The organism is Micromonospora costi, from assembly GCF_003626655.1.
Taxonomy (GTDB): domain Bacteria; phylum Actinomycetota; class Actinomycetes; order Mycobacteriales; family Micromonosporaceae; genus Micromonospora; species Micromonospora costi.
Map to the genome: position 1 here is coordinate 758293 of NZ_RBAN01000001.1, position 12296 is coordinate 770588.

Here is a 12296-nt window from a genome sequence, read left to right on the forward strand (position 1 = left end):
GGCGTCGGGCGTACACGCGAGGTTCCGCCGCGGGCCGGTCAGAGCGAGGTCATCTCCCCGGTGTCGAAGATCTCCGGGCGTTCGACCTCCGGCTCCCACAGGTCCGGCTGGGCCGGCTCCTGCACCCCGATGCGCAGCGCCTCCAACTGGGCGGCGAAGGCCAGCCCGCCGAAGAGCGCCATGCCGGTCAGGTTCGCCCAGAGCAACAGGGCCATCATGCCGGTGAGCGCGCCGTACGTCTGACCGAACGCGTCGCTGTAGTACACGTACGCGGCCAGCAGGAGGCTGGCGAGCCACCAGAGCACCGTGGCGATGCCGGCGCCGAAGAACAGCCAGGACAGGCCGGGTTGCCGGCGCCGGGGCGCGTGCCGGAACAGCACGGCGACGGCGAGCACGGTGAGCGCGAGGCTGAGCGGCCAGCGGACGACGTTCCAGACGCCCTCGACGGACTCGCCCCACGCGTAGTGCCGCTGCACCGACTCGCCCATCGACCCGCCGCCCACCAGGATGAGGAACCCGGTGAGCGCGGGCACGCCGGCGGTGACCGCGAGGACGGCGGCCCGGACGTACTTCCAGAGCGCCGGCCGGTCGCGCTCCACCCCGTAGATCCGGTTGGCGCCCCGCTCGATCTGGGCCATGGTGGTGGTCAGCGCGACCAGGCCGGTGAGCAGGCCGAGCGAGAGCGCCAGCTCGCCGGCCCGCTCGGTGCTCTCGCCCTCGCCGAGCAGTTGGGCGACCACCGGTTCGCTGGCGCCGGGGGTGAGCGCGAGCACGGTGTCGGCGACGACCTGGCCGCCCTCCTCCACGCCCAGTTCGCTGATGAGGCCGGTGAGCGCGATGAGGAACGGCACCACGGCGAGGCAGAGCTGCAGGGCGAAGGCCCGGGAGTGGCTGAACCCGTCGCCGTAGCGGAACCGGATGAACGCGTCGCGCAGCAGGTGCCAGCCGCCCTCCCGGCGCAGGGTGTGCCAGGCGTCGTCGGCGGACAGCTCCTCGTCGGCCATGAGCCGGGTCTCCGGCACCATCCGCGTGCTACTCACGGCGCGCCTCCTCGACCAGCTGCTCACCCCGCTCGGCGGCGGCCTCGGCGTCCACGGCGAGGTCCGGCGCGCGTTCGGGCTGCGGTACGCACAGCCACAGCGCCCTGGGCCGGATCACGGCGCGCAGCCGGCGGCCGGGTGCGATGAGGTCGCCGTCGAGTTCCCGGGGCTGGGTGCGGGTGGCGGTGATGACGACGCGCCGGCCGCGGAGCACCTCCATCCGGGGCACCCGCCCGCGCCGGCGGATCACGGCCCAGCCGAGTTCGAGCCAGTGCCGCAGGTTGCGCGGGGTGAGGACGGCGACGTCCAGCCAGCCGTCGTCCGGTTCGGCCTCGGTGAGCAGCCGGATGCCGCCCTGGAGCCGCCCGACGTTGGCGACCAGCACCGAGCGGGCCCGGCGGCGCACCGGCGGGCGGTCGTCGACGCGGATCGACACCCGCATGGGGCGGTCGCGCAGGTGCCGCGCGGCGCCCACCACGTACGCGGGCCAGCCGATCCGCGCCTTGGTCGTCTCGCTGGTGGCGGCGAGCATCTGGGCGTCGAAGCCCATGCCGGCCATCACGGTGAAGTAGTGGCCGTCCACCTCGCCGACGTCGAGGAGCCGGCGGCCGCGCTCGACGGCGACCTGGAGCCCGGCGGCGAGGTCGGTGGAGAGCCCGAGGTTGGCCGCGAGCAGGTTGCCGGTGCCCTGGGGCAGCACGGCGAGTGCCACGTCGGTGCCGACCAGGGCGCTGACGCAGGACATCACGGTGCCGTCGCCGCCGCAGGCGAAGACCAGGTCGACGCCGGCCTGGAGGGCCCGCTCGGTCTGGCCCCGGCCCGGGTCCTCGACGGTGGTCTGGAACCACAGGGGCTGCGGCCAGCCGGCCGCGGTGAGCGTCTCGTCGACCGTGCGCCGCAGCGCGGCGAGGTCGGCCACCTTCACCGGGTTGACCACCACGGCGGAGCGCAGGCCGCCGTCGCCTCCCGCGGGTCGCCGCTCGGGCCGTCCAGCATCCACGGCGTCAGTGTGCAGCAACCGGCACCGATGAGCGAGTCGCGGCGTGGGTGCCGTCGGAAGTGCCACAGACAGGTTTGAACGAGCCGTACGGCGTCCGGCGCCGTGGCTCCGGGCCGGTCGGGCCGGCCAGGCCACGGTGCCGGACGCCCGTGGGTCGTGTCAGGCGGCGGTGCGCAGCGCCGCCTCGACCCGCCGGCGCAGGTCGTCGAGGTCGACCCCGGCCTCGGTGAGCACCAGCGCGGCCAGCCCGTGGCCCTCGCGGAGCAGACCGAGCAGGATGTGCTCGCTGCCGATGTGGTTGTGCCGCAGCCGGATGGCCTCGCGCAGCGACAGTTCCAGCACCTTCTTCGAGCGGGGCGAGAACGGGCCGCCGCTGTGCCGGCGGCGCCGGCCCCACCGGCGGCGGGGCTCGGGCAGCGCCTCCCGCAGCGCGTCCGGGCCGAAGGCCTCCTCGACGCGGGCCACGATGGCGGCCAGGTCGATGCCGATCTCGCGCAGCGCCGCCGCGTCGGCGTCGCCGAAGCCCGCGCCGCCGGCCTCGGTGTGCCGCCGGACGCGGGCCCGCAGGTCGTCGGCGGTGGCGCCGGCCTCGACCAGCACGCGGCTGGCGAGGCTGGCCTCGTCGGCGAGCAGGGCGAGCAGCAGGTGCTCGGTGCCCACCGGTCGTTGCTGCCCGTCGGACCGGGCCTCGTCCCGGGCCCGGCGGACGATCTCGCGGGCCCGGTCCGTGAACCGTTCGAACATCACGCCTCCCAGGAGGTGGGGACCGCCGGTCGCCCGGCGTGCTTCTTGTGGACCGCCTGCCGGCTGACCTCGAGCGCGTCGGCGATCTCCTGCCAGGACCAGCCCTGTCGACGGGCGTTGTCCACCTGGACCACCTCGAGCCGCTCGAGCAGCCGGCGCAGCGCGCGGACGGCGCGGAGCCCGACCCGGGGGTCGGTGCTGCCGGCGGCCGCCGCGAGTTCCGTCGCCTGACTCATGCTGTCAACATACGTTGACGACGCCACCCCTGTCAACCCTTGTTGACAACGGGTGGCGCGCGAACCGGCCCGCCACCGCGGTCGCGCGACTACCCTCGGTCGAGGGAGCGTGGTCGTGCCGGGCGCGACGCCCGGGAGGTGATGTCGGATGACCGCAGCCGCCGGTCCCGCCGTGCTGGTGGGCCTCGGTTCCGACCGCAACCTCCCGGTGGTCCAGCTCGCCGCGCGGGAGGCGGCCACGCACGACCGGCCCCTGCACCTGGTGCACGCCTTCGACTGGAGCGCCGCGTTCCAGGCGGACACCGTGGCCGCGCCGCGCGACCAGGCCGAGGACCTGATCGCCCGGGCCAACGACCTCGCCCGGGACGTCGAGCCGGAGCTGACGGTCACCGGCGAGATCGTCGAGGGCAGCGCCGTGTCCGTCCTGCTCCGCCGCTCCGAACAGGCGTTCATGCTGGCCGTCGGCGACGGCGGCATGGCCACCTGCGAAGGCTGCGTACCGGCCGACGCGCCCGCCGTCCAGCTCGCCGCCCGGGCCAGCTGCCCGGTCCTGGTCGTCCGCCGCGATCCGCCGCCAAAGGGCCCGGTGCTGGTCGGCGTGGACGGCTCGCCCAGCTCCAACACCGCCCTGGAATGGGCGTACGACTGCGCGGCCCGCCGCGGGTCGCGCCTGCTCGCCGTCCGGGTGGTCGAACCCGACGAGGACGCCGACGAGATCGCCCGGCAGCTCGACGACGTGGTGCACCGCGCCGCCGACCGGCACCCCGACGTGCCCACCGAGTGCCACGCGATCCGGGGAGACCCCGGGTCGGTGCTGGTCGAGCAGTCCCGCTCGGCGCAGCTGGCGCTGGTCGCGGCGCGCGGTGACGAGCCGGGGCGCGGCATGCTCGGCGCCGTGGCGCAAACCCTGCTCTACCACGCGCCGGCCCCGGTCGTCGTGGTCCGCGGAATGACCCGCACCGCACCGCAGGGACGCAACGCCCGTCCGACCCGGGACCAACGACCCTGATCAGCTTCCGCCCGACCGGTCAGGCTGGAGCGGCCGGGACGCATCCGCGCCGTGCGGATGCGGAAGTTCCCCAACCGCGAGAGGCTCAGTCAGCATGGACACCGCTGCAGACGTGCACAGCCCCCTCACCGAAGACGAGCTGCGCCGGCTCGACGCCTACTGGCGCGCGGCAAACTACCTCACGGTCGGGCAGATCTACCTGCTGGACAATCCACTCCTGCGGGAACCGCTGACCCCCGAGCACATCAAGCCCCGGCTGCTCGGCCACTGGGGCACCAGCCCCGGCCTGAACCTGCTCTACGCCCACCTCAACCGGGTCATCGTGTCCCGCGACCTCAACGCCATGTTCGTCACCGGGCCGGGCCACGGCGGCCCGGCCATCGTGGCGAACACCTGGCTGGAGGGCACCTGGAGCGAGCGCTACCACGGCGTCGGGCGCGACGAGGCCGGCATGGCCCGGCTGTTCCGCCAGTTCTCCTTCCCCGGCGGCATCCCCAGCCACGTCGCCGCCGAGGTGCCGGGTTCCATCCACGAGGGCGGCGAACTCGGGTACGCCCTCAGCCACGCCTACGGCGCCGCGTTCGACCACCCGGACCTGCTGGTCGCCTGCGTGATCGGCGACGGCGAGGCAGAGACCGGCCCGCTCGCCGGCAGCTGGCTGTCCAACGTCTTCCTCAACCCCGCCCGCGACGGCGCGGTCCTGCCCATCCTGCACCTCAACGGCTACAAGATCGCCAGCCCGACGGTGCTCGCCCGGATCCCGGAGCAGGACCTGCTCGACCTCCTGCACGGCTACGGCTACCAGCCGTACGTCGTGGCCGGCGACGACCCGGCCCGGGTGCACCAGACGCTCGCCGCCACGCTCGACCGGGCACTGGACGAGATCGCCACCATCCAGCGCCGCGCCCGCTCCGGCGGGGACGTCGAGCGCCCGCGGTGGCCGATGATCATCCTGCGTACGCCGAAGGGCTGGACGGGCCCGCGCGAGGTGGACGGGGTGCCGGTCGAGAACACCTACCGCTCGCACCAGGTGCCGCTGGCCGAGGTGCGGTCCAACCCGACGCACCTGGCCGAGTTGGAGAAGTGGCTGCGCAGCTACCACCCGGAGGACCTCTTCGACGCGACGGGCGCCCCGGTCGCCGAACTGGTCGCCATGCCGCCCAAGGGCGACCGGCGGATGAGCGCCAACCCGGTGACCAACGGCGGGATCGTGCTGCGCGACCTCGCCCTGCCGGACTTCCGCGAGTACGCCGTCGACGTCCCGGAACCGGGCCGGCCCATGGCCGGCGCCGCCGGCGCGCTCGGGCCGTGGATCCGCGACGTGATCGCGGCCAACCCGGAGACGTTCCGGCTCTTCGGGCCCGACGAGATCGCCTCCAACCGGCTCGGCGCCGCGTTCGAGGTCACCGACCGCGCCTGGCTGGCCGACACCGTCCCCGGCGACGACCACCTCTCCCCCGACGGCCGGGTCATGGAGGTCCTCTCCGAGCACCTGTGCCAGGGCTGGCTGGAGGGCTACCTGCTGACCGGACGGCATGGCGTCTTCACCAGCTACGAGGCGTTCATCCACATCGTCGACTCGATGGTGAACCAGCACGCGAAGTGGCTGAAGGTGACCCGGGGCATCCCCTGGCGGCAGCCGCTCGCGTCGCTGAACTACCTGCTCTCCAGCCACGTGTGGCGGCAGGACCACAACGGCTTCTCCCACCAGGACCCCGGCTTCATCGACCACGTCGTGAACAAGAAGGCCGAGGTCGTCCGCGTCTACCTGCCGCCGGACGCCAACACCCTGCTCTCCACGATGGACCACTGCCTGCGCAGCCGGCACTACATCAACGTGGTGGTGGCCGGGAAACAGCCCGCCCCGAACTGGCTCACGATGCCGGAGGCGATCCAGCACACGCGGCGCGGACTGGGCATCTGGGAGTGGGCCAGCAGCGACGAGGGAAGCGAACCGGACGTGGTCCTCGCCTGCTGCGGCGACGTGCCCACCCTGGAGGCCCTGGCCGCCGCGGACCTGCTGCGCCGGCACCTACCGGACCTGAAGGTGCGGCTCGTCAACGTGGTCGACCTCATGCGGCTCCAGCCGCCCAGCGAGCACCCGCACGGCCTGTCCGACAAGGAGTTCGACACCATCTTCACGGCGGACCGGCCCGTCATCTTCGCGTACCACGGCTACCCGTGGCTCATCCACCGGCTCACCTACCGCCGCACCAACCACGACAACCTGCACGTGCGGGGCTACAAGGAGGAGGGCACCACCACGACCCCGTTCGACATGGTGATGCTCAACGACCTGGACCGCTTCCACCTGGTCATCGACGTCATCGACCGGGTGCCGGGCCTGGCCGCCCGCGCCGCGCACCTGCGCCAGCAGATGGTCGACACCCGCCAGGCGTGCCGCGACTACACCCGCGAGCACGGCGAGGACGACCCGCGGGTGGCCGAGTGGCGGTGGATCCGCGAGACCGAGCCGGGCCTGCGGAGCGGGCTGTGAGGGGCGAGGAGATCCTGGTCGGCTACGACGGGTCGACCGATGCGCAGGTGGCCCTGGAGTGGGCGCTGGACGAGGCGTCCCGCAGCGGCCGGCCGGTGCGCCTCGCGTACGTCTTCGAGTGGGTGACCGTCGTCGGCTGGCTCGGCCCCGGCGTGGCGCCGGGGGTCTGGCCGGACGAGACCGCCCGGCGCGAGGTCGAGCACCTGGTCCAGCAGGCGGCGGCGGACACCGCGCGGGCGCACCCGGACCTCGACGTCACGGGCGAGGTGTTCGACGGCCCACCGCCGCTCGTGCTCCAGGAGCGGTCCGCCGACGCCGCGCTGCTGGTGCTCGGCAGTCGCGGCCACGGCGGGTTCGGCGGGCTGCTCGCGGGCTCGACGGCGGTCTCCGTCGCGGCCCACGCGCACTGCCCGGTCGTGGTGGTGCGCGCGCCCACCGAGACCGCGCCGGCCGCTCCCGCGGACGGGCCGGTGGTGGTCGGCGTCGACGGCTCCGAGCAGTCACTCGTGGCGCTCGGCTTCGCCGTCGAGCGGGCCGCGCAGCGGAGGGTGCCGCTGCGGCTGCTGCGCGCCTGGTCCCCGCCGGGAATGTGGCGGCCGGGCGGCGACTCTTCGACGGACGACGCCGACGAGACAGCGGCGGCGGAGCGGGCCGCCGCCGAGGAGTCCCTCGCTCCCTGGCGCCGCACCTTCCCGGAGCTGTCGGTGACCGTCGAGGTGGCGGCCGGCAGCCCCGCGTCCCTGCTGGTGGAGGCGAGCGCTGGGGCACAGCTCGTGGCGGTGGGCACCCGGGGCCGCGGTGGCCTGCGCGGCATGCTGCTCGGGTCGGTCAGCCAGCAGCTCATCCAGCACGCCCGCTGCCCGGTCGCGGTCGTACGGGAACGCTGACCGGGTCCAACGGCCCCCGCCGACGGGCCCTGCGTACCGTGCGGGCGCCGGCGGGATGGCGCAGGATGGACCCGCAAGCCACCCGGCGGCTTCCCGGGTGGCGCGCTGACGAAAGGTCGTGACGATGAGCCAGCAGACCCCCTCGGACCGCCCGCTGACCACCGCGCTCGCGGAGGCCGCCGCGACCGCGGGTCACGCCCCGTCGGTGCACAACACCCAGCCGTGGCAGTGGCGGGTGCTGCCCGAGGCCCTGGAGCTGCGGATGGTCCGCAGCCGGCAGCTGGCGGCCACCGACCCGGACGGGCGGCTGCTCGCCATCAGCTGCGGCGCCGCCCTGCACCACGCCCGGGTGGCGCTCGCGGCCGAGGGCTGGACGCCGGTGGTGGAGCGGCTGCCCGATCCCGGCGACCCGGAACTCGCGGCCCGGCTGGGCGGCCTGCGCCGCGCCGAGCCCGACCCGGCCGCCATGCGGCTCGTGCAGTGCATGCAGGTCCGGCACACCGACCGCCGGCCGGTGAGCGAGGAGCCGGTGCCGACCAGCGCCGTCGGCGAGATCGCGCACGCCGTCGCCGCCGAGGGCGCCCGGCTGCAGATCCTCGACGGCGACCAGGTGCTGGAGCTGGCCGCGGCCGCCGCGCACGCCGGCGCGGTCGAGGCCGAGGACCCGCGGCTGAGCGAGGAGCTGGCGTACTGGACCAGCCGGGCGGACGACGGCACGGGTCTGCCGCCGGAGGTGCTGCCCGCGCAGGCGCCGCAGACCACCGTGCCGGGGCGCGACTTCGGCCGGCCCGGCAGCCTCCCGATCGGGCCGGGCCACGACAAGGCGGCCGTGTACGCCCTGCTGCACGGCGACGAGGACGAGCCGGACAGCTGGCTGCGCGCCGGCGAGGCGCTCTCCGCCGCCTGGCTGACCGCCACCCGGCTCGGCGTGTCGTTGGTGCCGCTGAGCGGGGCGATGGAGGTCGAGGGCACCCGGCAGACGCTGCGGGGGCTGCTCGCGGGGATCGGGTACCCGTACCTCGTGATGCGCCTGGGCATCGCCGACCCGGCGCACGCCGGCCCGCCGCCCACGCCGCGGCTCGCCGTCGAGCAGGTGGTGGACAGCTCGGCCGTACGCGGCTGATGGCCGCACGGCGACCATTCGGCGATAGCATCGCCGGATGGTCGCGAACGTCCCGCAGCCCCGGCCCGAGTCCCCGTCGACGCCGTCGCTCGGCTTGAGCCCGCTGTCCCGGGTACGCCTCGACGAGCTGCTCCAGGAGATGCTGGACCGGGTCGGCGAGGTGGTCACCAGCCGCGAGCGGCTGCGCGCCCTGCTCGACGCCGTGGTCGGCATCGGCACCGACCTCGACCTGCGCAGCACCCTGCAACGGATCGTGCAGGCGGCCTGCGACCTGGTCGGCGCCCGGTACGGCGCCCTCGGGGTGATCGGCCCCGACCGGATGCTGCACGACTTCATCGTGCACGGCATCTCCCCCGAGGTACGGGCCGCGATCGGTGACCTGCCGCACGGCCGGGGCGTGCTCGGCCTACTGATCGACGAGCCGCGCCCGCTGCGCATGCCGGACATCACCGAACACCCCCGGTCGTACGGCTTCCCGCCGAACCACCCGCCGATGCACAGCTTCCTCGGCGTGCCGGTGCGCATCCGTGACCAGGTGTTCGGCAACCTCTACCTCGCGGAGAAGCAGGGTGCCGCCGAGTTCACCGAGGACGACGAGGAGATCGTGGTCGCGCTGGCCGCGGCGGCCGGTGTGGCCATCGAGAACGCCCGGCTCTACGCGCTGGCGCACCGCCGGGAACGCTGGCTCGCCGCCACCGCCGAGATCACCTCGGTGCTGCTCGGCGAGGTCCGCCGCACCGACGCGCTGTCGCTGGTGGCCCGGCGGGCCCGGGAGGTGGCCGAGGCGGAGGTGGCCCTGGTGCTGCTGCACGACCCGGACGCCGACGTGTTCACCGTCGAGGTGGTCGACGGCGGCGGCGAGCCGGCCCGCGCGCTGGTGGGCGCCGTCCTACCGGCCGCGGAGACCAGCTTCGGCGCGGCGGCCGCCGAGGGCCGCCACGACCGGGTGGCCGACCTGGCCCACGCCGCGCCCTGGCCGGCGCTGCTCCGCACCGGGCCCGCGGTGATCGCCCCGCTGGCCACCGCGGACATCCTGCACGGCGTGCTGGTGATCGCGTACGCGGCCGAGCGGCAGGGCGCCACCACGGACGACGACGTCGCCCTGCTGAGCAGCTTCGCGGGGCAGGCCGCGCTGGCCATGGAACGCGCCCGGGGCCAGGAGGAACGGGAACTGCTGGTGGTGCTGGAGGACCGCGAGCGCATCGCCCGCGACCTGCACGACGTGGTGATCCAGCGGCTCTTCGCCACCGGCCTGCAACTGCAGAGCGCCGCGCCGATGAGCGCCCGGCCGGAACTGACGAAGCGGATCAACGCGGCGGTCGACGACCTGGACGCCACGATCAAGGACATCCGCCGCACGATCTTCGAGCTGCGTACGCCGATGACGGCGGCGCTGCGTACGGAGATCCGGGAGGCGGTCGACGTGGCGGCCGAGTCGCTGGGGTTCCGGCCACACCTGGAACTGTCCGGGCCGGTCGACAGCGCCGTCCCGGACGCGCTGCGGCCCGAGCTGGCCGCCGTGCTGCGGGAGGCGCTGTCCAACGCCGTGCGCCACGCGCAGGCGCAGCACGTGTCGGTCGCCGTACGCGTCGAGGCGGGTCAGGTGTCCGTGACCGTCACCGACGACGGCGTGGGCTGCGATCCGGCTGCGGCCCGCGGCGGGCTGGTCAACCTGCGCGAACGGGCCGAACGGCACGGCGGCGCCTTCGCGCTGAGCCCCGCCCACCCGCACGGCACCACGCTGCACTGGCAAGCCCCGCTCAACCCCTGACCCGCGGCCCCATCCCCCGCGATCTTGCAGTTCGTGCCCCGACATAAGGGGCGTAGGCCGCGTATCGGGGGCCGAAAGTGCAAGATCGCGGGGAGGACGCCCCCGGGTCAGGGGCGGGGGTTCAGCAGCCGGGTCGCCAGGACGGCGGCCTGCGTACGCCGTTCGAGGCCGAGCTTGGCCAGCACGCTGGAGACGTAGTTCTTCACCGTCTTCTCGGCCAGGAACATCTTCCCGGCGATCTCCCGGTTGGTGAGGCCCTCGGCCACGTACTCCAGGATGCGCCGCTCCTGGTCGGTGAGGGACGCGAGTTCGCGCGGCTGCTCCACCCCGCTGCGGATGCGCTCCAGCACCCGGGTGGTGATCGCCGGATCGAGCAGCGACTGGCCGGCAGCCACCCGGCGTACCGCGTCGACCAGGTCGGTGCCGCGGATCTGCTTGAGCACGTACCCGGACGCGCCCGCCATGATCGCGGCGAACAGCGCCTCGTCGTCCTCGTACGAGGTGAGGATCAGCCCCTTGATGCCGGAGTCCACCGCGCGCACGTCCCGGCACACGTCGATGCCGTTGCCGTCGGGCAGCCGGGCGTCGAGGATCGCCACGTCCGGCCGCAGCGCGGGGATGCGCCGGGCCGCCTCCTGCGCGGAGCCGGACTCACCGACCACCTCGATGTCGCCGCTGCTGGTCAACAGGTCGGCAAGGCCACGACGGACGACCTCGTGGTCGTCGAGCAGGAACACCCGGATCATCCCTACTTTCTACCCCCCGTAGGCCGACTCCCACACGGGCCGAAGGTCCCGACAGGGGCGGCCCGCCCGCCGGCGTGGGACACGCCGCACGCCGCCGGAGCGTGGGTGCCGCCGGCCCGCCCGGGGCCCGTCGGTCCCGGCTGGTCGGGACGTCCGGCCCTGCGCGCCGCCGGTACCGGGAAGGCACCGTGGAGAGGTACCACCGGGCCGGCGTACCACCGGGGCACCCGGCCCGACAGCTCGACGAGCTGCGAAGGAGCACCGCCATGGAGACCGGCTACAGCGCCGCACAGCTGCGCGCCGCCGCCAGCGCCGCCGTCCGCGCGCCCTCCCTGCACAACACGCAGCCGTGGCGGTTCCGGCTGCGCGACGGCGCCGTCGAGGTGCTGGCCGACCCGGCCCGCCGGCTGCCGATGACCGATCCGAGCGGGTGGGGCGTCCGCATCGCGTGCGGCGCCGCGCTGTTCAACCTGCGGCTCGCGTTCGCCGTGGCCGGCGCTCCGGCCTCGGTGCGGCTGCGCCCCGACCCGGCCGAGCCCGACCTGCTGGCCCGGCTGCGGCCCGACATGCCGCGCCGCCCCACACCGGCGGAGGAGTCCCTGTACGCGGCCATCCCCCGCCGGTTCAGCAACCGCGCGCCGTTCTGGCCGGACCCGGTGCCCGCCGACGCCCGGTGGCGGCTCGCCGAGGCGGCCCGCGCCGAGCAGTGCTGGCTGGAGCTGCTGATCGGGGTCGGGGCGGTGGCCGCGTTCGCCGAGATCGCCCGTGGCGCCCACCGGGTGCTCGAACGCGACCCGAACCGCCGGGCCGAACGCGACGAGTGGGTGCGTTCCACTCCCGCTCCCGACGGGGTGCCGGCCGCCGCGGGCGGGCCCCGGAACGAGCCGCACGACCTGCTCCCCGCGCGCGGCTTCGGTGGGCGGGACCGGGCGCCCGGCCGCGACTTCGAGCCGGAACCGCTGGTGGCGGTGCTCGGTTCGGCCGGCAACACGGCGGTCGACCAGGTGGTCGCGGGGCAGGCCCTGCAGCGGGTGCTGCTCACCGCCACGGACGCCGGCCTGAGCGCGTCGATGCTCTCGCAGGCGATCGAGGTGCCGTCGGCGCGGGACCAGTTGCGCCTGTCGCTGGGCCGGTTCGGCACCCCGCAGATGGTGCTGCGCCTCGGGTACGGCCAGCCCGGCCGCCCCACCCCGCGCCGGCCCGTCGACGAGGTGCTCGACCTGCCGGTGCCGCGCTCCTGAGC

Annotated in this window: 11 protein-coding genes; 6 read left to right on the top strand and 5 right to left on the bottom strand. The window is 74.9% G+C overall.

Annotated features, from left to right (window positions below; genetic code table 11):
* Positions 1-38: 38 nt before the first annotated feature.
* From D7193_RS03420 to D7193_RS03435, 4 genes are all read right to left on the bottom strand, one after another.
* Entirely contained in the window at positions 39-1040 is a 1002-nt protein-coding gene (locus D7193_RS03420; protein WP_120777895.1) for a YihY/virulence factor BrkB family protein, read from the bottom strand.
* Positions 1033-2040 (bottom strand): diacylglycerol/lipid kinase family protein, encoded by a 1008-nt coding sequence (locus D7193_RS03425; protein WP_120777896.1) that lies wholly within the window; start codon positions 2038-2040, stop codon positions 1033-1035. The genes D7193_RS03420 and D7193_RS03425 overlap by 8 nt, the downstream gene beginning before the upstream one ends.
* A 159-nt stretch (positions 2041-2199) precedes the next feature.
* The gene (locus tag D7193_RS03430; protein WP_120777897.1) at positions 2200-2784 is read right to left on the bottom strand and encodes a Clp protease N-terminal domain-containing protein; all 585 of its coding nucleotides are present in this window, start codon (positions 2782-2784) and stop codon (positions 2200-2202) included.
* Positions 2784-3020, bottom strand: a complete 237-nt coding sequence (locus D7193_RS03435) for an HTH domain-containing protein (protein ID WP_091590425.1) — start codon at positions 3018-3020, stop codon at positions 2784-2786. Before D7193_RS03435 ends, D7193_RS03430 begins: the two co-directional genes overlap by 1 nt.
* Before the next feature lie 148 nt (positions 3021-3168).
* On the opposite strand from D7193_RS03435, the gene D7193_RS03440 reads away from it, so the two are divergent.
* The 5 genes from D7193_RS03440 to D7193_RS03460 all read left to right on the top strand — a co-directional run bounded on the left by D7193_RS03440 (position 3169) and on the right by D7193_RS03460 (position 10307).
* Positions 3169-4029: a universal stress protein gene (locus D7193_RS03440; RefSeq protein WP_120777898.1), complete on the top strand. Its 861-nt coding sequence runs from the start codon at positions 3169-3171 to the stop codon at positions 4027-4029.
* Between the two features lie 94 nt (positions 4030-4123).
* A complete protein-coding gene (locus D7193_RS03445; protein WP_120777899.1) occupies positions 4124-6526 on the top strand; it encodes a phosphoketolase family protein in 2403 nt (800 codons plus the stop codon).
* On the top strand, positions 6523-7413 hold the full coding sequence (locus D7193_RS03450) for a universal stress protein (RefSeq protein WP_120777900.1): 891 nt from the start codon (positions 6523-6525) through the stop codon (positions 7411-7413). The genes D7193_RS03445 and D7193_RS03450 overlap by 4 nt, the downstream gene beginning before the upstream one ends.
* 124 nt (positions 7414-7537) lie before the next feature.
* Positions 7538-8536, top strand: coding sequence for an Acg family FMN-binding oxidoreductase (locus D7193_RS03455; protein WP_120779225.1), 999 nt, complete (start codon positions 7538-7540; stop codon positions 8534-8536).
* A gap of 37 nt (positions 8537-8573) precedes the next feature.
* Complete coding sequence (locus D7193_RS03460) at positions 8574-10307, top strand: GAF domain-containing sensor histidine kinase (RefSeq protein WP_120777901.1); 1734 nt, start codon at positions 8574-8576, stop codon at positions 10305-10307.
* A gap of 107 nt (positions 10308-10414) precedes the next feature.
* On the opposite strand, the gene D7193_RS03465 is transcribed toward D7193_RS03460, so the two are convergent.
* The gene (locus tag D7193_RS03465) at positions 10415-11053 is read right to left on the bottom strand and encodes a response regulator (RefSeq protein WP_120777902.1); all 639 of its coding nucleotides are present in this window, start codon (positions 11051-11053) and stop codon (positions 10415-10417) included.
* 266 nt (positions 11054-11319) lie between these two features.
* On the opposite strand from D7193_RS03465, the gene D7193_RS03470 reads away from it, so the two are divergent.
* Positions 11320-12294, top strand: coding sequence for an Acg family FMN-binding oxidoreductase (locus D7193_RS03470; protein ID WP_120777903.1), 975 nt, complete (start codon positions 11320-11322; stop codon positions 12292-12294).
* The last annotated feature ends 2 nt before the right edge of the window (positions 12295-12296 follow it).

Bases quoted from the DNA above. Each gene is read 5' to 3' on its own strand.
- D7193_RS03455 (WP_120779225.1), top strand. From the start codon at position 7,538: ATGAGCCAGCAGACCCCCTCGGACCGCCCGCTGACCACCGCGCTCGCG.
- D7193_RS03430 (WP_120777897.1), bottom strand. From the start codon at position 2,784: ATGTTCGAACGGTTCACGGACCGGGCCCGCGAGATCGTCCGCCGGGCC.
- D7193_RS03470 (WP_120777903.1), top strand. From the start codon at position 11,320: ATGGAGACCGGCTACAGCGCCGCACAGCTGCGCGCCGCCGCCAGCGCC.
- D7193_RS03465 (WP_120777902.1), bottom strand. From the start codon at position 11,053: ATGATCCGGGTGTTCCTGCTCGACGACCACGAGGTCGTCCGTCGTGGC.
- D7193_RS03440 (WP_120777898.1), top strand. From the start codon at position 3,169: ATGACCGCAGCCGCCGGTCCCGCCGTGCTGGTGGGCCTCGGTTCCGAC.
- D7193_RS03445 (WP_120777899.1), top strand. From the start codon at position 4,124: ATGGACACCGCTGCAGACGTGCACAGCCCCCTCACCGAAGACGAGCTG.
- D7193_RS03460 (WP_120777901.1), top strand. From the start codon at position 8,574: ATGGTCGCGAACGTCCCGCAGCCCCGGCCCGAGTCCCCGTCGACGCCG.
- D7193_RS03435 (WP_091590425.1), bottom strand. From the start codon at position 3,020: ATGAGTCAGGCGACGGAACTCGCGGCGGCCGCCGGCAGCACCGACCCC.